Raw genomic sequence first — 20510 nt, 5'->3', positions numbered from 1 at the left:
AGGTCCGGGTTCCGCCGGACCGTCGCTACTTCATGGGCGTACTCATCGCGTACTCATCGAGTGCTCATCGCAATCTCGACCTACTTCCGACTCGCGAGGTACCTGACCGCACGGTCACCCGTGCCGTTCTCTTACGGTGTTGCCTGTCTCTTGCGGTGGTGCCTGCTCGATGTACCGGCGCAGGGCCGTGCTGTCGAGCGGTCCCCGGCCTCGGAAGGCCCGGGAGAACGACCGGCGGCGGACCGCCAGGTCGAGACAGACCGGGGCGAGGTGCACATAGGCACCCCGGCCGGGCAGCGTACCGCGAGGATCGGGAACACAGCAGTCCTCGATCACCACGATGCGCAGCAGATCGCCTTTGGCCGCTCGCTCCCGGCATCCCACACAGGTTCGCTCAGGGCATGCGCGGGCATGCGTCCGGCCAGACACGCTCAAGTCTACCTCCCCGCACGACCCCGACCCTGGTGGGGTAAGGCTCGTACGGCTGATCGTCATTCCGGATTCCGGCCATCGGGCGAGCTCCGCGGCCGGTTTCCGTCGGTTCAGTTCTGCTCGGCGGGCTGCTGCTCCGTGTCGGGGCGGATGTCGATCCGCCAGCCGGTCAGCCGGGCCGCCAGCCGGGCGTTCTGCCCTTCCTTGCCGATCGCCAGTGACAGCTGGTAATCGGGCACGGTCACCCGGGCGGAGCGGGCGGCCAGGTCCACGACCTCGACCTTGCTCACCCGGGCGGGTGACAGCGCGTGCGCCACCAGCTCCGCCGGGTCGTCCGACCAGTCGACGATGTCGATCTTCTCGCCGTGCAGCTCGGCCATGACGGCGCGGACCCGGCCGCCCATCGGGCCGATGCAGGCGCCCTTGGCGTTGAGCCCCGAACGGGTGGACCGGACGGCGATCTTCGTCCGGTGTCCGGCCTCACGGGCGATGGCGGCGATCTCCACCGAACCGTCCGCGATCTCCGGGACCTCCATGGCGAAGAGCTTCTTCACCAGGTTCGGGTGGGTGCGGGAGAGCGTCACCGACGGTCCGCGCACCCCCTTGACCACCCGGACGACGTAGGTCCGCAGCCGGGTGCCGTGCTTGTAGTCCTCGCCCGGGACCTGCTCCTGCACCGGCAGGATGGCCTCGAGCCGGCCGATGTCGACCAGGACGTTCTTGGGGTCCTTGCCCTGCTGGACCATGCCCGCGACGACGTCGCCCTCCCGGCCCGCGTACTCGCCGAAGGTGACCTCCTCCTCGGCGTCCCGCAGCCGCTGCAGGATGACCTGCTTGGCGGTGGTGGCGGCGATCCGGCCGAAGCCCGAAGGAGTGTCGTCGAACTCGCGGGGCTCGGCGCCCTCCTCGAGGTCGGCGGGGTCCTCCTTGGCCCAGACGGTCACATGTCCGGTGTTGCGGTCCAGCTCCACGCGGGCGTGGCGGCGGCTTCCCTCGGTGCGGTGGTACGCGATGAGGAGGGCCGACTCGATCGCCCCGACCAGCAGGTCGAAGGAGATCTCCTTCTCCCGTACCAAACCCCGCAGGGCGCTCATGTCGATGTCCACGGCTACGCCTCCTCCTGGCTCTCGTCGTCAGCGGCCGCGGCGCTGGTGTCGGCGGCCTTGCGGTTGAACTCGATCTCCACCCGGGCCTTGGCGATCTCGCCGAAGGCAACCCGTCGGGTGGTGGCCTTGCGGCCCTTCACGCCCGGCACCTCGAGGTCGAGACCCTCGTCGTCGACGGCGGTGATCCGGGCTACCAGCTCGCCTCCGTCGACGAGCTGGGCCTTGATGAGGCGTCCGGTGGCGCGGTGGTAGTGGCGCGGCTCGGTCAGCGGCCGGTCGGCGCCGGGCGAGGTGACCTCGAGGACGTACGGGGCGCCGCCCATGGCGTCCGACGCGTCCAGCTTCTCGGAGACCGCGCGGCTCAGTTCGGCACAGGCGTCCAACTGGACGCCCTCGTCGGAGTCCACGACGATCCGGAGCACACGCCGCTTCCCGGCCGGTGTCACTTCGATCTCTTCCAGATCCAGGTCTCGCGCGGCGACCAGCGGTTCGAGCAGTCCGCGCAGCCTCTCGCTCTGGGTGGTGCTCATCCGGGTGACTCCTCGGCCGCGTGTGCTGTTGTGGGAAGGTCGCGTGTCAGGTCAAAGGGTATCCGGTCGCGGAGGGTGTTGCCGTACGCCTCCCATGGTGTACGCCGGGCCGGTCCCCCCGCGGGTACGTGCCGAGCCGGTCGGGGCTCCCGGCGCAGGCCACGGGTACGCTCGGCTCCGGCCGATCAAGGACGCCCGTCCGGCGTCGGCCTCCTCCCGCCCGCCGGCCCCGTCGCCGCTTGCCCCCCACAGGAGGTGAACCGTGCCGCACGCCACACCGCCGCCGGCCCCGTCCGGGCCGCGCCGCAGGAGCCTGCTGGCCGGCGCCCTCGGCGTCACCACCACCACCGTGCTCTCGGGCTGCTCCGACGACGGCGGCCGGGACGCCGAGCACGGCTCCGGGGCCCGGAAGCTGCGGGCGCGCTCCGCGGCCGACTCCGCCGCCCTGGTGGCCCGGTACGACGCGACGCTGAAGGCCCACCCCTCGCTCGATTCCCGGCTGCGGCCGCTGCGCGCCGAAGCCGCCCGGCACGAGGCGGCGTTCGTCTCCCCCGGACCGGCGCCCTCCGCGTCCTCCACCGACCCCGGTGCGCCGTCCCCCTCCGCGTCCGCCCCCTCCGCGTCCGCCCCCTCCGCGTCCGCCTCGCCCCGCCGGTCCGCCGCGGCGGCCCCGCCGGTGCCCGCGGACGAGAAGAAGGCGCTGGCCGCGCTGGCCGACGCCGAGCGCCGCACGGCCGACGCGCGCGCCGAGGCCCTGCTGGAGGCGCCCCCGGAACTGGCCAGGCTGCTGGCCTCGGTGGCCGCGGCGGGCGCCGCGCACGTCCTCCTGCTGACCGGGAGCGGCTGAGTGCGGGCGCAACCTCCCGGGCGGGCCCGGGAGTTCCCCGGACCGGGCGGCCGTCCTCCCGGCAGCGACAACGGGGCGCGGGGCCCGTGGGCGGCGCCGACACCATCCGGTCCGGAAGGGACACCATGACGAGAGACGGCAGAGCCCGCGCCGCGGGCGGCGGGCGCCGGAAGGCGACGCTGGACGCGGCCCAGGCGGCGCTCGGGGCCGAACACGCCGCCGTCTACGGATACGGCGTCGTGGGCGGGCGCATCGGGGACGGCCGGCTGGACGAGGCGCGGGAGGCGTACGCCGCGCACCGGGCGCGGCGGGACTCGGTCCGCCGGCTGGTGGACGAGCTGGGCGGCGAGCCGGAGCCGTCAGCCGCCGCGTACGCGCTGCCGTTCCCGGTGCCCGACGCGGCGGCCGCGGTCCGGCTCGCCGCGGAGCTGGAGGAGCGGGTGGCCGGCGTCTACGCCGACCTCGTCGGGGCCGCGGAGGGCTCGCTGCGCCGGGAGGCGGCGTCCGCGCTGCGCGAGGCAGCGGTGCGGGCGGCCCGCTGGCGCAAGGGGAGCGTAGCCTTCCCTGGGCTCGCCGAACGGCAGGGCCCGGCCGGCCCGACCGCTACGGCGACCCGCACCGCGGACGCGCTCTGACCCACGGCGGCGGGCGGTCGTACGCAGGCATGGAAAGGGACAGCTCAGGGATGGCTTCAGCAGCACCGCGCGAGGGCGGTGTCCCCGTCGAACCGCCACAGCGTCTGCTGCGGGCGCTGGCCGAGGAGGGCAGGGACGGCGACCGGGACTGGCTGGAGTCGCTGCCCGGACTGGTCCACGGCGCCCTGGAACGCTGGGAGTTGACGGCCGAGCGGCTCCAGGCGCCGGGCGGCCGCAGCTCTCTCGTGGTGCTGGTGCGGCGGGCGGACGGCACTCCCGCGGTGCTCAAGCTGGTGCCGCCCGGTGTCCGGTCGCTGCCGGAGCAGGCCGCGCTGGAGCGGTGGGACGGCTGGGGCGCGGTGCGGCTGCTGGCGGCGGAGCCGGAGTCGGGCGCGCTGCTGCTGGAGCGGCTGCACGGGGAGATCTCGCTGAGCTCGCTGCCGGAGGCGAAGGCGCAGCTGGAGGCGGCGGGCACGGTGCGCCGACTGTGGGTCGACCCGGGAGCGGACCACCCGTTCCCGACGGTGGCCGAGCGGACCGGGCGGGACGTGCGGCGCCTGCGGGCGGCGTCCGGGGAGCCCTGGGCGGAGAGCGTGCGGCCGCTGGTCGACGAGGCGCTCGCGGTGCACGCGGCGCTGACCGCCGAGGCCCCGGAGGCGGTGCTGCTGCACGGCCGCTTCCGGCAGGGCAAGGTGCTGTCCGCGGAGCGGGCCCCCTGGCTTGCGGTCGGTCCGGAGCCGGTGGTCGGCGAGCGGGCCTACGACCTGGCGCGGCTGGTCCGCGACCGGCTGGAGGATCTGGTCGCGACGTCGGGCGGCGCCTCCGCGACGCGCCGGCGGGTGGCGAAGCTGGCGGACTCCCTGGAGGTCGACCGGGACCGGCTGCGCGGCTGGACGCTGTTCCGGGCGGTGGAGTCGGGCCTGCGGTCGCTGACCGCGGGGCGCACCCAGGAGGGCGAAGTGCTGCTGGAGTTCGCGGGCTGGCTCTGAGGGGTCCTCGCCCTGGTGCCCGCCCGGGTCGCGTGGTCCGGCACCGCGCCCCACCGGCGTTGCCGGGCAGCCCCGGCGGCTCCGCTGTGCGGGCTCTCCGGTGCCCCGCGACGCACGGCACCGGTCCACGCGGCCTCATCTCATCGCGCAAGGCCCCTCGGGTCATGGCGCAAGGCCCCGCGGACCGGGCGCCGACGACGGGCGCCGGCCGCCCGCGCGGGCCCCGGAGGGCGCGCGGACGGCCGGCGCACGGTTCCCGGCCCGCTCCCGGGCCGGCTCTCAGGCCTTCGTCAGCCGGGCCAGGGCCTCGTCCACGGTCAGCTCCTCGCGCTCGCCCGTGCGGCGGTCCTTGAGCTCCACGATCCCCTCGGCCGCCCGGCGGCCCACGACCAGGATGGTCGGCACACCGATCAGTTCGGCGTCGGTGAACTTGACGCCCGGCGACACCCCGGCCCGGTCGTCGAGGAGCACCCGGATGCCCGCGGAGTGCAGCTTCTCGCCGACCTCCAGGGCGATTTCGGTCTGCCGGGCCTTGCCCGCGGCGACCACGTGGACGTCGGCGGGCGCGATCTCCCGCGGCCAGCACAGGCCCTGTCCGTCGGCGGTCTGCTCGGCGAGCGCGGCGACGGCCCGGGACACCCCGATGCCGTAGGAGCCCATGGTGACCCGGACGGGCTTGCCCTCGCGGCCGAGGACGTCGAGCTCGAAGCTGTCGGCGTACTTCCGGCCGAGCTGGAAGATGTGGCCGATCTCGATGGCGCGGCCGATCTCCAGCCCGGCGCCGCAGCGGGGGCAGGGGTCGCCCGGCTCCACGACGACCACGTCGAGGTACTGGTCGACCTCGAAGTCCCGGCCGGCGACGACGTTGCGGGCGTGCTTGCCCTCGGTGTTGGCGCCGGTGACCCAGCTGGTGCCGGCGGCGATCCGGGGGTCGGCGATGTAGCGGAAGGCGGTGCCCGCGCGGCCCTGCGGGCCGACGTAGCCGCGGACCAGGTCGGGCCGGCCGGTGAAGTCCTCGGCCGTGACCAGCTCGACGGTGGCCGGGGCCAGGTGCTCGCCGAGCTTGCCGAGGTCCACCTCGCGGTCCCCGGGCACGCCGACGGCCACGATCTCCCCGTCGACCTTCACCAGGAGGTTCTTCAGGGTCGCGGAGCGGTCCACGCCCAGGTGCTCGGCGAGCGTCTCGATGGTCGGGGTGTCGGGGGTGTCCAGCTCCTCGACGGCCGGGTGCTCGGCCGGCTCGACGACCGGCACCGGCACGGTGACCGCTTCGGTGTTGGCGGCGTAGTCACAGGCGGGGCAGTCGACGAAGGTGTCCTCGCCCGCGGCGGCCGGGGCCAGGAACTCCTCGGAGGCGGAGCCGCCCATGGCGCCGGAGACGGCGGACACGATGCGGTAGTCCAGGCCGAGCCGCTCGAAGATGCGGGTGTAGGCCTCGCGGTGCAGCCGGTAGGCCTCGGCCAGCCCCTCGTCCTCGGTGTCGAAGGAGTAGGAGTCCTTCATCTGGAACTCGCGGCCGCGCAGCACACCGGAGCGGGGGCGCGCCTCGTCCCGGTACTTGGTCTGGATCTGGTAGAGGATCACCGGCAGGTCCTTGTAGGACGTGCACTGGTCCTTGACGACCAGGGCGAAGATCTCCTCGTGGGTGGGGCCGAGCAGGTAGTCGGCGCCCTTGCGGTCCTTGAGCCGGAACAGCAGGTCGCCGTACTCCTCCCAGCGGCCGGTGGCCTCGTACGGCTCCTTCGGCAGCAGCGCGGGCAGCAGCACCTCCTGGCCGCCGATGGCGTCCATCTCCTCGCGGACCACGCGGGAGACGTTCTCCAGCACCTTCTTGCCCAGCGGGAGCCAGGTCCAGATCCCCGCGGACGAACGGCGGACGTACCCGGCCCGGACCATCAGCTTGTGGCTGGTGGTCTCGGCATCGGCCGGATCGTCGCGCAGTGTCTTGAGCATCATCCGGGACATGCGCTGGACCATGGTTTTCGTCTCCTGCTTGCGGGGTGCGATTGTCAGGAGGCTATCCGGGACCGGGCGGCGGCCGTTAACCGATACCGCCCGGAACGGGCCGGACGGGGGCCGAGGGGCCCGGAACCGGTCAGCCCCGGAGGAGCGGAAGGGGCGCGCCCATCACCGCGTACGGGCTGGGGGCGCTGGGGAACAGCACCTGGCGCGCGAGGTCGCGGTAGCCCAGCGCGCGGTAGAGGACGCGGGCCGGACTCTCGGTGTCGACGGCGGACAGGATGCTGCGGGGCTGCGCGGCGGTGTCGGTGATGGTGGTGATCAGCCGGCGGCCGATGCCGCGCTTCTGGTACTCGGGGTGCACATGGAGTTCGGTGATGACGAAGGCGTTGTCGAGCCAGTCGTCCTGTCCGGCGCCGCGCAGGTAGGGCTCGACGACGGTGGACCACCAGTGCCCGCGGTCGTTGGGCATGCCGTAGACGAAGCCGACGAGCCGGCCGGTGGGTGTGACGGCGCCGAGGGCGCGGGCGCCGGGGCAGCCGAGGTGCCGCAGCACGATGTGGCGGCGGACGCCGACCTCGTCGCTGCTGAGCCCGAACGCGACCGCCTGCACGGCCAGCGCCTCGTCCACCCTCCCGGCCAGGTCGAGCGGTCCGACCGCTACGTCATCCATGACCGCGACCCTACCTGCGCCCGGGGACCGGGGACGGGCACGTTTCCGCCGCGCTGCCCGCCGTTCAGAACAGGACGCTCATGAACGCCCCGGCCTCCTCGAAGCCGACGCGGCGGTAGGCGGCGCGGGCGGTGTGGTTGTAGTCGTTGACGTAGAGGCTGGCGACGGGGGCGACGTCCTTGAGGGCGAACTGCAGGACGGCGGCCATGCCGATCTCGGACAGGCCGCGGCCGCGGTACTCCGGTGCCACCCAGACGCCCTGGATCTGGCAGGCCTTGGCCGTGGCCGCCCCGATCTCCGCCTTGAAGACCACCTTGCCGTCCTCGACGCGGGCGAACGACCGCCCCGCGGTGACGAGTTCGGCGATCCGGGCCTGGTAGAGCAGTCCGCCGTCGCCGGCCAGCGGCGAGACGCCGACCTCCTCGGTGAACATCGCCACGCAGGCGGGCATGACGATGTCCATCTCGTCCTTGCGGATGCGCCGGACCAGCGGGTCGGGCGCCACCTCGGCCGGCAGGGCGCTGGTGACCATCAGCGGCTGATGGGAGCGGACCTCGCGGGCGGGGCCCCAGCTGGGCTCCAGCAGGGACCACAGCTGGGCCGTGGGCCCGGCGGGGCCGACGATCGAGGAGCAGCGGCGGCCGGCCCGGCGGGCGCGGTCGGCGAAGCCGCGGACGGCCTCGGGGCCGGCGCAGACCGGCACCAGGTTGGCGCCGGCGTAGCAGAGCGACTCCAGCCGCCCCTCGGAGTACCAGCCCCACATCTCGCCGCCGAGCCGCCAGGGGTCGAGTCCGGCCACCTGGACGCGGGCGGCGACGAAGGCGTTGGCGACCGGGTCACGGTCGAGGACCGCGAGAGCCGCGTCGAGCTCGCCCGGTTCGAGAACCTTGGTGGTGGTCGTCGTCAACACGTCTCGGAATGCCTCGCCGTCCGGCCCCTCATCTGGTCTCCGCACTGTACCCGCCCGGTGCCGGTGCACGCCGCCCTCGGAACGGCCCCGCTTCCGGCCGGTTCCGGGGCGGGGCCCGGACGGGGTGCGGACCAGGGGTACGGACCCGGGATCAGCCGACGGAGACCTCGGGCTCGCCGGAGATGATGCCGTCCTTCTCCATCTGCTCGGCCATCTTCATGGCCTCCTCGATGAGGGTCTCCACGATCTTCGACTCCGGGACGGTCTTGATGACCTCGCCCTTCACGAAGATCTGGCCCTTGCCGTTGCCGGAGGCGACACCCAGGTCCGCCTCGCGGGCCTCGCCCGGGCCGTTCACGACGCAGCCCATGACGGCGACGCGCAGCGGCACCTCCAGGCCGTCGAGGCCCGCGGTGACCTGGTCGGCCAGCTTGTAGACGTCCACCTGGGCGCGGCCGCAGGAGGGGCAGGAGACGATCTCCAGCCGGCGCTGCCGCAGGTTCATCGACTCCAGGATCTGGATGCCGACCTTGACCTCCTCGGCCGGCGGGGCCGACAGGGAGACCCGGATGGTGTCGCCGATGCCCTCGGAGAGCAGGGCGCCGAAGGCCACGGCCGACTTGATGGTGCCCTGGAACGCCGGGCCGGCCTCGGTCACGCCGAGGTGCAGCGGGTAGTCGCACTGGGCGGCGAGCTGCCGGTAGGCGTTGACCATGACGACCGGGTCGTTGTGCTTGACCGAGATCTTGATGTCGCGGAAGCCGTGCTCCTCGAAGAGTGAGCACTCCCACAGCGCGGACTCGACCAGGGCCTCCGGGGTGGCCTTGCCGTACTTCTCCAGCAGCCGCTTGTCGAGGGATCCCGCGTTCACGCCGATACGGATCGGAGTACCCGCGTCGGAGGCGGCGCGCGCGATCTCCTTGACCTTGTCGTCGAACTGCCGGATGTTTCCGGGGTTCACCCGGACCGCGGCGCAGCCGGCGTCGATCGCGGCGAAGACGTACTTCGGCTGGAAGTGGATGTCGGCGATGACCGGGATCTGGGATTTCCGGGCGATGATCGGCAGCGCGTCGGCGTCGTCCTGCGAGGGGCAGGCGACGCGGACGATCTGGCAGCCCGAGGCCGTGAGCTCGGCGATCTGCTGGAGGGTGGCACCGATGTCGGCCGTGTTCGTCGTCGTCATCGACTGCACCGAGACCGGAGCGTCCCCGCCCACGGCGACCGTTCCGACCTGGATCCGACGGCTGTGGCGCCGCTCGGCGAGCCTGGTCGGAACGGACGGCATTCCAAGCGAAATCGCAGTCATTGTGCGAGCAACCCCAAGGTGTGGACACGGTCCCGAGATCGGCGGGCTCCGGTCACCGAGATTACGACACCTCTCCCGGCATCAGCACATCCCGGCCCCCGGAGTGGCTCGGAGCCGGACGGCCGGGCGTGGCGCACGCCCGGCCGTCGCGGCCTGGTCCGACCGGGGGTCGGGGCCCCGTCCGATCAGGAGATTCTGACCGGATTGACGAGATCGGCCACCAGCACCAGAAGGGTGAAGCAGATGAAGATCCCGGCGACCACATAGGCGACCGGCATGAGCTTGGCCACGTCGAAGGGGCCGGGGTCGGGCTGCCGGAAGATCCGTGCGGCGTGCCGCCGGATGCCCTCCCACACCGCGCCCGCGATATGGCCGCCGTCCAGCGGCAGCAGCGGCAGCATGTTGAAGAGGAACAGCGACAGGTTGAAGCCCGCGACCAGGAAGAGCATGGTCGCCACCCGCTGCTCCGGCGGGATGTCGAGGTTGAACACCTCGCCGCCGACCCGGGCCGCGCCGACCACGCCCATCGGCGAGTCCGGCTCGCGCTCCCCGTCGCCGAAGGCCGCGTCCCACAGGGCGGGCACCTTCTGCGGGAGGTCGATCAGCGACTGGACGCCGGTGGTGATCATGTCGCCCATGCGGTCCACCGACTGCCCGAACGACTGCTGGACGACGCCGGTGGCCGGGCTGAAGCCCAGGAAGCCCGCCGTGACGTACTCGCCGGGGACCGCGCGGCCGTTGCCGTCGTTCTTGGCGACCTGGTTCTTGACCAGGTTCGCGTGCAGGGTGCGGGTGGCGCCGTCGCGCTCGACGGTGAGCGTGGCGGGGCCGACGGTGTCCCGGATGTGGCCCTGCAGGCCGCTCCAGTCGGCGACCCGGTCGCCGTTGAACGCGACGATCCGGTCGCCCGGCTCCAGACCGGCGGCCTTGGCGGGCGAGGCCGGGTCGCCGTCGGCGCACTTGTTCCGCTTCTCGGTCTGCGAGATCACACAGTCGGAGACGGTGCTGACCGTGGTGGTCTGGGTGTTGATGCCGAAGCCCATCAGCACGGACAGGAAGATCGCCACGGCCAGGACCAGGTTCATGAACGGCCCGGCGAACATCACGATCACGCGCTTCCACGGCTTGCGCGTGTAGAAGAGGCGCTTCTCGTCGCCCGGCTGGAGCTCCTCGAAGGCGGCCGAGCGGGCGTCCTCGATCATGCCGCGCCACGGCGAGGTGGAGCGGGCGGTGACCTTGCCGTCATCGCCGGGCGGGAACATCCCGATCATGCGGATGTAGCCGCCGAGCGGGATGGCCTTGACGCCGTACTCGGTCTCGCCCTTGTGCCGGGACCAGATGGTGGGGCCGAAGCCGACCATGTACTGCGGGACCCGGATGCCGAAGAGCTTGGCGGTGGAGAGGTGGCCCAGTTCGTGCCAGGCGATGGAGAAGAGCAGGCCCACCACGAAGACGACTATGCCGAGAACCGTCATCAGTGTCGTCATCCGCGAGCCTCCGCTGCTGCCTTCGCCGCCAGTTCCCGCGCGCGGGCGCGCGCCCAGGTCTCCGCCTCGAGGACGTCCGCGACGGTCAGATCCGTTCCCCGCGGCGTGCCGTGTTCGGCGACCACGTCGGCGACGGTATCCACAATTCCGTTGAACGGCAGCTTTCCGGCCAAGAAAGCGTCGACGCACTCCTCGTTGGCCGCGTTGAACACGGCGGGGGCCGTGCCGCCGAGGCCGCCGACGTGCCGGGCGAGGCCGACGGACGGGAAGGCGTCCTCGTCGAGCGGGAAGAACTCCCAGGTCGACGCCTTGGTCCAGTCGACGCCGGGAGCGGCGTCCGGCACCCGGTCGGGCCAGCCGAGGCCCAGAGCGATCGGCATCCGCATGTCGGGCGGGCTCGCCTGGAGCAGGGTGGAGCCGTCGGTGAACTCCACCATCGAGTGAACGTAGGACTGCGGGTGCACCACGACCTCGATGCGGTCGAAGGGCACGTCGTAGAGCAGGTGCGCCTCGATGACCTCCAGCCCCTTGTTGACCAGGGACGCGGAGTTGATGGTGATCACCGGGCCCATGGCCCAGGTGGGGTGGGCGAGGGCCTGCTCGGGCGTCACCGTCGCGAGCTGCTCCCGGGTCCGGCCGCGGAACGGGCCGCCGGAGGCGGTGACGACGAGCTTGCGGACCTCGGAGCGGGCGCCGCCCATCAGGGCCTGGAAGAGCGCGGAGTGCTCGGAGTCGACCGGCACGATCTGGCCGGGCTTGGCCACGGCCTTCACCAGCGGGCCGCCGACGATCAGCGACTCCTTGTTGGCCAGGATCAGCACCCGGCCCGCTTCGAGGGCGGCCAGCGTCGGGGCGAGGCCGATGGATCCGGTGATGCCGTTGAGGACGGAGTGGCAGTCGGTGGCGGCCAGCTCGGTGGCGGCGTCGGGGCCGGCCAGGACCGCGGGCAGCGGCTCGCTCCCGTACTGCGCGGCGAGCGCCTCGCGCAGGGCGGGGACGACGTCCTCCCGGGCGACGGCGACGGTGCGGACTCTCAGCCGGTACGCCTGCTCGGCCAGCAGGGCCACCCGGCCGCCCGCGGCGGAGAGACCGGTGACACGGAAGCGGTCGGGGTTGCGCAGCACCACGTCGATGGCCTGGGTGCCGATGGAGCCGGTGGAGCCGAGGATCACGATGTCCCGCAGTCCGCCGGAGGCGGCGGTGGCCGCCTCGAAGCGGTCGTGCGGGTGGGCGAGGGAGTCCGTCATCCCCCCATTGTGTCCGTACCGGGCGCCGCGCCGGACAGGGTGTCCCCCTGGGACGGTCCGGCGCGGCGCGCGGCGTCAGCGGATGGGGCGGTGGACGTTCTCCCGGGCGGACGGTCCGGGGGTGGCGTCGGCGATCCAGGGACCGTCGCCGGAGGGGTCGACGATGCCGTCCTCCAGCCAGGTGTAGGCGTCGCCGAGAACGCCCTTGACCACCTTGCGGTCGAGGTCGTCGGTGTTGCTCCAGAGCCGGCCGAAGAGCTCCTCGACCCGGATCCGGGACTGCCGGCAGAAGGCGTCCGCCAGCTGGTAGGCCTCCCGGCCGTGGTCCTCGGTCGCCCGCAGCAGCTCGGCCCGGACGCAGGCCGCGCTCATCGCGAAGAGTTCCGCGCCGATGTCGACGATCCGGCCGAGGAAGCCCTGCTTGGTCTCCATCTTCCCCTGCCAGCGGGACATGGCGTAGAAGGTGGAGCGGGCGAGCTTGCGGGCGGAGCGCTCGACGTAGCGGAGGTGCACGGCCAGGTCGGGGTGCCCGGCCGGGTGGAACTCCGCGTAGGTGCGGGGCAGCTGGCCGGGGCCGGCGACGAGCTTGGGCAGCCAGCGGGCGTAGAACCCGCCCGCCTTGGCGCCCGCCCGGGCCTTGTCCGTCAGCGACTTGTCGGGGTCGATCAGGTCCCCGGCGACCGACAGGTGGGCGTCGACGGCCTCGCGGGCGATCAGCAGGTGCATGATCTCCGTGGAGCCCTCGAAGATGCGGTTGATCCGCAGGTCCCGGAGCATCTGCTCGGCGGGGACGGCGCGTTCGCCGCGGGCGGCGAGGGACGGGGCGGTCTCGAAGCCCCGGCCGCCGCGGATCTGCACCAGCTCGTCGGCCATCAGACAGGCCATCTCGGAGCCGTAGAGCTTGGCGAGGGCGGCTTCGATCCGGATGTCGTTGCGGTCCTCGTCGGCCATCTGTCCGGCGAGGTCGACCACGGCCTCCAGGGCGAAGGTGGTGGCGGCGATGAAGGAGATCTTGGAGCCGACGGCCTCGTGCCGGGCGATGGGCCGGCCCCACTGCTCGCGAACCGTCGACCACTCGCGGGCGATCTTCAGGCACCACTTGCCGGACCCGACGCACATCGCGGGCAGCGAGAGCCGGCCGGTGTTGAGGGTGGTCAGGGCGATCTTGAGGCCGGCGCCCTCGGCGCCGATGCGGTTCGCCGCGGGCACCCGGACCCGGTGGAACCGGGTGACGCCGTTCTCCAGGCCGCGCAGGCCCATGAAGGCGTTGCGGTTCTCCACGGTGATGCCCTCGGAGCCTGCCTCGACGACGAAGGCGGTGATCCCGCCGGAGTGCCCCTCGCTCTTCGGCACCCGCGCCATGACGACCAGCAGGTCCGCGACGACCCCGTTGGTGGTCCAGAGCTTGACGCCGTCGAGGACGTAGTCGTCGCCGTCCGGGACGGCGGTGGTGGCGAGCCGCGCCGGGTCGGACCCCACATCGGGCTCGGTGAGCAGGAACGCCGTGATGTCGGTGCGGGCGCAGCGGGGCAGGAAGGCGTCCTTCTGCTCCTGGGTGCCGAAGATCTTCAGCGGCTGCGGCACACCGATCGACTGGTGGGCGGAGAGCAGGGCGCCGATGGCCGGGCTGGCGGTGCCGACGAGGGCGAGCGCCTTGTTGTAGTACAGCTGGGACAGGCCCAGCCCGCCGTACTTCGTGTCGATCTTCATGCCGAGGGCGCCTAGCTCCTTGAGGCCGGCCACGACCTCGTCGGGGATCTGCGCCTCGCGCTCGATCCGGGCGCCGTCCACCTGTGTGTCGCAGAAGTCGCGGAGCTTGGCGAGGAACTCCTCGCCGCGCCGGACGTCCTCCACGGGTGGCGCCGGATGCGGATGGATGAGATCGAGCCGGAACCTGCCCAGGAACAGTTCCTTGGCGAAGCTCGGCTTGCGCCAGTCCTGCTCGCGAGCTGCCTCGGCGACCTGGCGTGCTTCACGCTCTGTGACGGTGGGCTTGGCGGAAGTGGCGGTCATGGACGGGTCACCTCACCGCGAGTCGGGACGGGGTCGGTCGAGCGACGGACTACCGATGGGTACTACTTGCCCGTAATACCCGATCCCGACGGGTGGTGCCAGCCCTCGCGCGCGAACGGGTGGCGTTCCGGAGCCGCTTTCCGCCACCGGTGGACAGCGGTGCGCGGGCCGCTTATGGAGGGCACGGGGTGCTCCTCTTATGGGGCGCGGCGTGCTTCTCCGGCACGGCCCGGCAGACGGCGGCGGCCGGGGGTACGCCGTGCGCACCCCCGGCCGCCGCCGGTCCTCGTCCCGGGAAGGTCAGAGATCGATGCCGGTGAGCACCATGACCCGCTCGTAGGTGTAGTCGTCCATCGCGTACCGCACGCCCTCGCGGCCCACGCCGGACTGCTTGATGCCGCCGTAGGGCATCTGGTCCGCGCGGTAGGACGGGACGTCGCCGATGATGACACCGCCGACCTCCAGGGCGCGGTGGGCCCGGAAGGCGGCCTGGACGTCGTGGGTGAAGACGCCGGCCTGGAGGCCGAACTTGGAGTCGTTCACGGCCGCGAAGGCCGCCGCCTCGCCATCCGCCCGGTGCAGCGTGAGAACCGGGCCGAAGACCTCCTCGCAGGCGATCGTGGCGTCGGCCGGGACGTCGGCGAGCACGGTCGGGGCGTAGGAGGCGCCGTCCCGCTTGCCACCGGCCAGCAGCCGGGCGCCGGCGTTCACGGCCTCGTCGACCCAGGACTCGACGCGCTTGGCGGCGTCCTCGCTGACCAGCGGGCCGACGTCGGTGGCCGGGTCCGACGGGTCGCCGGTGACCTGGGCCTCGACGGCGGCGATGACCTTGGGCACCAGCCGGTCGTAGACGGAGGCGTCGGCGATGACCCGCTGCACCGAGATGCAGGACTGGCCGCCCTGGTAGTTGGAGAAGGTCGCGATCCGGCCGGCGGCCCAGTCCAGGTCGGCCTCGGAGGAGAAGTCCGGCAGGACGACGGCGGCGCCGTTGCCGCCGAGCTCCAGGGTGCAGTGCTTGCGCGGCACCGACTCCATGATCGCGAAACCGACGGTGTCGGAGCCGGTGAAGGAGATGACCGGCAGCCGCTCGTCCTGGACGAGGGCCGGCATCCGGTCGTTGGGGACCGGGAGCACGCTCCAGGCGCCGGCCGGCAGCTCCGTCTCGGCGAGCAGCTCGCCGAGGATCAGGCCGGACAGCGGGGTCGCCGGGGCGGGCTTGAGGATGATCGGCGCACCGACGGCGATCGCCGGGGCGATCTTGTGGGCGCAGAGGTTCAGCGGGAAGTTGAACGGGGCGATGCCGAGCACCGTGCCGCGCGGGAAGCGGCGGGTGAAGGCGAGCCGGCCGACGCCACCGGCGTCGGTGTCGAGGCGCTGGGCCTCGCCGCCGTTGAAGCGGCGGGCCTCCTCGGCCGCGAAGCGGAACACCGAGACGGCGCGGCCGACCTCGCCGCGCGCCCACTTGACGGGCTTTCCGTTCTCGGCGGAGATCAGCCGGGCGATCTCCTCGGTGCGCTCGACGAGGCGCCGCGAGACGTGGTCGAGGGCGGCGGCCCGGACGTGCGCGGGCGTCGCGGCGAACTCGGCCCGCACGGCGTCCGCGGCGGCCACGGCCTCCTCGACCTGGGCCTCGGTGGGGACGCTCACCGTGCCGACGAGACTGCCGTCCCAGGGGGAGGTGACGTCGAACGTGTCGTCGCCGGCAGCCTCGCGGCCGGCGAGCCAGAACGCGTGGTGTGTGGTCACAGCGGATCCCGGCCCTTCCGAAGTGGTGGGGAGGTGCTCTTGGTGCCTCCACCGTAGGGGGCGGCGCGTCGAATGACGTTTGTCCGGCATGGAGTGGTAACGGGGTGCGCTCTCGCCGGTTTGGCACCCCTGCGGAAGGCTTCGGTCCGTGGGCGGGGCCGGGTCACGGGACCCGCGTCGCCCCCGCACGGCCGACCGAGCGCGTCCGGCTGGGCCGGAGCCTCCGCTCCCTCCCGCACGGGGCCGGCGGAACCGAGGCCGTGTGGTGCCTCCGCTCCCTCCCGCCCACTCCGCGTCGAGGCCCTGTCCGGGGGCGGGCTACGGCCCCGGGACCGTGGTCGCCTTCAGCGCGAGCCACAGCTCCATCCGCACGTCCGGGTCGTCCAGGGAGCGCCCGAGGATCTCCTCGACGCGGCGCATGCGGTAGCGGAGGGTGTGGCGGTGGACGCCGAGGTCGGCGGCGGCGGCGTCCCACTGGCCGTGCCGGGAGAGCCAGGCCCGCAGCGAGGCGACCAGGTCGCCGCGGCCGGTGGCGTCGTGCTCGCGGAGGGCCCGGAGCATGCCGTCGGCGAAGGCGCGCACCGCGTCGTCGGCGAGCAGCGGCAGCACGGAACCGGCCGCGACCTGCTCGTGTTCCACCAGGGCGCGGCCCCGGCGGCGGGCCACCGAGAGGGCCTGTTCGGCCTCCCGGTAGGCGGAGGCGGAGGCGATCGGGCCGGACGGGGCGGACAGACCGATGGCGATCTCGTCGCCCTCGGCGGCGGCCCGCTCGTGCGGCCGGGTCGCCGTGCCCCGCCGGGCCTCCAGGGCCTCGGCGTACTGGCCGCAGGCGGCGACGGCGGCCCCGCCGTCGGGGGCGAGCACCACCAGCCGCGCCCCGTCGGGGACCACGAGGACGGCCTCCGCGCTGCGGGCGGCCGCCGACTCCAGGGCGTCGGCGAGGGTGGCGAGGGCGTCGGGGGCGCCGTCGCGCTCCGCCCCGGGACCGTCCGCCGCCCCGGCGACGGCCTCGGCGACGAGCACCCGGAACGGGGCGTCGAGCAGCCCGCCGTACAGCGGTCCGGCCACCGTCCGGGCGTGGTCGGGCTCCCCGGCCAGCAGCATCCGCAGGACGGCGGCGCCGAGCCGCTGTTCGGCCTCGTGCAGGGCGCGCGACCGCTCGGTGACCAGGGTCAGCAGGGCCACCGCGGAGTGCACGGCGTAGCGTTCGGCGGTGCCCAGCGGGGCTCCGGTGCCGACCGCGAGCACCGCGCGGGCGCGGCGCCCGGTGCCCAGCGACTGGAGCTCGACCCGGTCCTCGCCGGCGTCGGCGGCGCCGACCACGGCGCTCGCCGGGGCGGGCCGCTCGCGCAGCCGCTCGACGTCGGCGGTGAGCCGGGCGGCCCGGCGGGAGGCCCACTCCGGTGCGGCGGCCACCACGGTGCCGGAGGCGTCGTAGAGGGCGGCCCAGCCGTCGAGGTGGGCGGCGAGCCGGGCGAGCAGAGCGGTCGAGCCCTCCGCGCCGAGCGCCGCCCGGGTCAGCTCGCGCTGGACCTCGAAGCCCGCGGTGACGGCCCGGTACTGGTCGGCGGCGATGGCGGCGGAGACGGCCTTGCTGATCGCTATGAAGGGGGTGCGGCGGGGCACCTCCAGCAGAGGCAGGTCGGCCTCCTCCGCCGCCGCGACGAGGGCCTGGGGTATGGCGTCGTAGTTGACGCCGACGGCGAAGCCGAGCCCGACCACGCCCGCCTCGCCGAGCCGGCGGACGTAGCGGCGCATCGCCTCGTCGTCCTCGGCGTCGAGCTTCATGGCCGTGGTGAGCAGCAGCTCGCCGCCGTCCATGTAGGGCACCGGGTCGGCGAGTTCGCTGACGTGCGCCCAGCGCACCGCGGTCTCCAGACGGTCCCCACCGGCGCGTACGCCCAGCTTGAGCGCGGAGTGGTGGACGAGGGAGGCGAGCGTGGGAGGCATGGCACCTTCAGGCGATCAATTGTGCCGTCCCGTACGAACGGCTCAGTTCGATTCTGCCTCAGCGGACGAATCCCCGGCACCGGGTCATTCCCGCAGGTCCACCAGGAGCGGCGGGGCGTGATCGCCGCGGACGGTGGTGAGCGAGAGGACGGCGTGCCCGGCGGGCACCGCGTGGGCCAGCTCGGAGGCGGACCAGCGCTCCCGCTCCACCGTCCGCACGGTCACCGATTCGGCCGTCACCGCCCGGCCGGTGACCAGCCGGCGCACGGTGTGCACCACCCGGGTCAGCGGCTCGTCCGCGATGATCTGCCGGTTGGTGACGTCCCGGGTCTCCACCCACTCCTTGCCCCAGACCTCGGCGAACCGCGCGCCGTCCCAGGTCGTCACGCCGGCGAAGGCCATCCGGCAGCCCACCGCGCCCAGGGTGGCGGTCCGCAGCGGTTCGGGCACGTCCTCCAGGGTCCGCAGGGTGAGCACGGCTCCGGCGTTGGCGGACCGCAGGCGCTGGATGCCGCGGAGGGATTCCGCGGTCACGGTCTGCGTCGCGTCGTCGAGGACGAGACAGGCGAAGAGCGAGCGGTCGGCGCGGCCGGTGGCGCACTCGGTGAACTGGGCGAGCACCAGCCGGGTCAGCAGCCGGGAGGCGTCGGTGTGGCCGCGCTCGGGCAGGTCGATGCGGACCCGCAGCGGGTGTTCCAGGGCGCGCAGCGAGAACGGCCGGGTCTTGCCCGCGGTGTCGAAGAAGTCCGCGAAGGCGGGCCGGTCGAGCAGCGCGAGCCGGTCCGCGAGCAGCGCCGCCACGTCCCCGGCCCGGCCCGACTGCCGCTCCCGCGCGTCGAGTTCGCGCAGCAGCGCGGCCTGCGCCGAGCCCTCCAGGGAGGAGCGCAGCACGCCCAGCGCGGCGGATCCCCCGTCGAGCAGCTCCCGCAGCTCGGGTACGGACGGGAAGCGGCCGTGGACCGCGCGGTACGGGCCGAGGAGCTGGGCGAGGGCGGTGGCCGCCCGCCGGGTGTCGGCGACCGGGTCCGTGACGACCAGATCGCCGATCAGCGCCTCGGCGAGCACCCCGGCGGCCTCGTCGGGGTCCGTGGTGCCGCCGTAGAGGTCGAGGTCGTACTCCGACTCGGGGCGCCCGATCCGGATCACCACGTCGAAGGCGTCGTCGGGGGCGAGCGGCGCCCCCGCCGCGCCCACGGAGACGACGGCGGCCTGGCCGGCGAGCGCCTGGAGGCACAGCGACTCCAGCACCGGCCGCACCACCCGGCCGGTCTTCCCGGCCCCGGCCGGCCCGACGGCCAGCAGCGACGTGCCGAGCAGCCCGGGCCCGAGGGCGAACCCGGTCCCCCGGTAGGCGTACGGGTTGCGCCGGTCCTCGGCCGTGGTGCCGATCCGCACCTGACGCGTCAGCAGGTCGTGCCGTGCGGTACGGACCGTCAGATCCCGTGCGCCGGACGGATGGGCGCACGCGGCGGCGCCCTCGCGGCGCACGGTCTCGGTGAACGCCGCCAGCCGCTCCGGACGGCTCCGCACGGACTGCCAGGCCCGGTCGATCCGGGCCTGGTCGACGTCGGTCATCCGCCCGGCCCGGGCCTCCTCGGCGAGCCGGTCGGCGATGTCGGGGGCGCCGGCCTCGCGCAGCGCGGGCCAGGCCGCGGGATCGGTGTGCGGCTCGGCGGGCGGCTGGGCGGACGTGTCGTCCCAGACCCGGCGCAGCGCACCGGCCCCGTACCGCCGCCACACCTCGGCCCACCGGCCGAGCCGGCCGAAGACCACCACTAGGAGCAGCGCGAAGAGGCCGTAGTAGAGGTAGGTGGCCCAGACGAACGCCAGCTGGGCGCCGCCGGCCTCCCGCCAGGAGTCGGGGGTGAGCAGGAACAGCGGCCAGAGCCAGTAGCTGCCGAGATAGCCGTTCCAGCACAGCGACCACAGCAGCCAGCCGCAGAGGAAGGCGATCAGCGCCCCGCTGATCAGCTGACGGCCCGGGATCCGGTCCGGCTCCTCGGGCGGCCGGGGCCGGTGCCCGAACGCCCAGATGCCGGGCTCGGCCTCGGTCCGGGGGGCGCGCAGCCAGTCCACGAACGCCTGACCGCCCGGCCCCGCCGACGGCGGCGCCGCGGGCCGCGGCGGCACCGCCTGCCGCGGCACGTGGCCCGACCGCGTACCGCGCAACCCCTGCGTCCCCTCGGTCTCCATCTGCTGCCCTCGTCCCCTCACCGGCCAGGCTGTCAGCGCCTCAATCTAGTGCCCCGGCCAGGGGAGTTCACGGCCCCGAACCACACCCGCCCCCCACACCGAGAACGGACGCCGGGCACGAACCGCAGCCCAAGGCGCCCACAGAGCGACCTGACCGAAGAGGCCCGATGCCACAGGCGCCGGGCGAAAGCCAGGACGCAGGACAGCAGAACGAGGTGAACCCGACGGTGCGGCGCCACCGGCCCGGCCCGGACATGACGGCAGCGGAGGCCGCAGGGCTGGGCAAGGACGGCGGCGCGCCACGACGGACCGGAGGTCCGGACGCAAGGGCACGGGGCCGCAGGGCGGCCGGGTGAACGCAAGGGGGTGGGGCCACCGGGCGGGGTGGTCCGGACGTAAGGGGGTGGGGGCGCAGGGGTGGGGGGTTCCGGAAACTTCCGTGTATTTGTGGGCCCCAGGGCCGTAAATATACGTTCCGGAACCCCCC

At 73.7% G+C, this 20510-nt stretch carries 16 protein-coding genes; 3 read left to right on the top strand and 13 right to left on the bottom strand.

The window, feature by feature from the left end:
• Positions 1–114: 114 nt before the first annotated feature.
• The 3 genes from ABT112_RS31815 to rimP all read right to left on the bottom strand — a co-directional run bounded on the left by ABT112_RS31815 (position 115) and on the right by rimP (position 2068).
• Positions 115–429: a YlxR family protein gene (locus tag ABT112_RS31815; protein ID WP_351515270.1), complete on the bottom strand. Its 315-nt coding sequence runs from the start codon at positions 427–429 to the stop codon at positions 115–117.
• Positions 430–542: 113 nt separating this feature from the next.
• Complete coding sequence (gene nusA, locus ABT112_RS31810; RefSeq protein ID WP_351515265.1) at positions 543–1538, bottom strand: transcription termination factor NusA; 996 nt, start codon at positions 1536–1538, stop codon at positions 543–545.
• Positions 1539–1540: 2 nt separating this feature from the next.
• Positions 1541–2068 (bottom strand): ribosome maturation factor RimP, encoded by a 528-nt coding sequence (gene rimP / locus ABT112_RS31805; protein WP_351515264.1) that lies wholly within the window; start codon positions 2066–2068, stop codon positions 1541–1543.
• Between the two features lie 262 nt (positions 2069–2330).
• Here rimP and ABT112_RS31800 point away from each other — a divergent pair, with 262 nt between their 5' ends.
• From ABT112_RS31800 to ABT112_RS31790, 3 genes are all read left to right on the top strand, one after another.
• Entirely contained in the window at positions 2331–2915 is a 585-nt protein-coding gene (locus tag ABT112_RS31800; RefSeq protein ID WP_351515263.1) for a hypothetical protein, read from the top strand.
• 125 nt (positions 2916–3040) lie between these two features.
• Positions 3041–3550 (top strand): ferritin-like domain-containing protein, encoded by a 510-nt coding sequence (locus tag ABT112_RS31795; protein ID WP_351515262.1) that lies wholly within the window; start codon positions 3041–3043, stop codon positions 3548–3550.
• A 50-nt stretch (positions 3551–3600) separates the two neighbouring features.
• A complete protein-coding gene (locus ABT112_RS31790) occupies positions 3601–4539 on the top strand; it encodes an aminoglycoside phosphotransferase family protein (protein WP_351515261.1) in 939 nt (312 codons plus the stop codon).
• 279 nt (positions 4540–4818) lie between these two features.
• Here ABT112_RS31790 and ABT112_RS31785 read toward each other — a convergent pair whose 3' ends face one another.
• The 10 genes from ABT112_RS31785 to ABT112_RS31740 form a co-directional block, all read right to left on the bottom strand.
• Complete coding sequence (locus tag ABT112_RS31785) at positions 4819–6516, bottom strand: proline--tRNA ligase (protein ID WP_351515260.1); 1698 nt, start codon at positions 6514–6516, stop codon at positions 4819–4821.
• A gap of 118 nt (positions 6517–6634) precedes the next feature.
• Complete coding sequence (locus ABT112_RS31780; RefSeq protein ID WP_351515259.1) at positions 6635–7171, bottom strand: GNAT family N-acetyltransferase; 537 nt, start codon at positions 7169–7171, stop codon at positions 6635–6637.
• A 64-nt stretch (positions 7172–7235) separates the two neighbouring features.
• Positions 7236–8081 (bottom strand): GNAT family N-acetyltransferase, encoded by an 846-nt coding sequence (locus ABT112_RS31775; RefSeq protein ID WP_351515258.1) that lies wholly within the window; start codon positions 8079–8081, stop codon positions 7236–7238.
• A 151-nt stretch (positions 8082–8232) separates the two neighbouring features.
• A complete protein-coding gene (gene ispG, locus ABT112_RS31770; protein ID WP_351515257.1) occupies positions 8233–9387 on the bottom strand; it encodes a flavodoxin-dependent (E)-4-hydroxy-3-methylbut-2-enyl-diphosphate synthase in 1155 nt (384 codons plus the stop codon).
• Between the two features lie 185 nt (positions 9388–9572).
• Positions 9573–10874: a M50 family metallopeptidase gene (locus ABT112_RS31765; RefSeq protein WP_351515256.1), complete on the bottom strand. Its 1302-nt coding sequence runs from the start codon at positions 10872–10874 to the stop codon at positions 9573–9575.
• The gene (dxr, locus tag ABT112_RS31760; RefSeq protein ID WP_351515255.1) at positions 10871–12121 is read right to left on the bottom strand and encodes a 1-deoxy-D-xylulose-5-phosphate reductoisomerase; all 1251 of its coding nucleotides are present in this window, start codon (positions 12119–12121) and stop codon (positions 10871–10873) included. The genes ABT112_RS31765 and dxr overlap by 4 nt, the downstream gene beginning before the upstream one ends.
• 75 nt (positions 12122–12196) lie before the next feature.
• On the bottom strand, positions 12197–14134 hold the full coding sequence (locus tag ABT112_RS31755; protein ID WP_351515254.1) for an acyl-CoA dehydrogenase family protein: 1938 nt from the start codon (positions 14132–14134) through the stop codon (positions 12197–12199).
• 300 nt (positions 14135–14434) lie between these two features.
• Entirely contained in the window at positions 14435–15880 is a 1446-nt protein-coding gene (locus tag ABT112_RS31750) for an aldehyde dehydrogenase family protein (protein WP_351515253.1), read from the bottom strand.
• Positions 15881–16198: 318 nt separating this feature from the next.
• On the bottom strand, positions 16199–17830 hold the full coding sequence (locus ABT112_RS31745) for a PucR family transcriptional regulator (RefSeq protein WP_351515252.1): 1632 nt from the start codon (positions 17828–17830) through the stop codon (positions 16199–16201).
• An 84-nt stretch (positions 17831–17914) separates the two neighbouring features.
• The gene (locus ABT112_RS31740; RefSeq protein ID WP_351515251.1) at positions 17915–20023 is read right to left on the bottom strand and encodes an ATP-binding protein; all 2109 of its coding nucleotides are present in this window, start codon (positions 20021–20023) and stop codon (positions 17915–17917) included.
• Positions 20024–20510 lie beyond the last annotated feature (487 nt).

Origin of the sequence: Streptomyces sp. NPDC002055, from assembly GCF_040296705.1 — a bacterium.
Lineage (GTDB): Bacteria > Actinomycetota > Actinomycetes > Streptomycetales > Streptomycetaceae > Streptomyces.
Note: the sequence above shows the minus strand (reverse complement) of the source record. Positions and strands in the feature narration are given on the sequence as shown.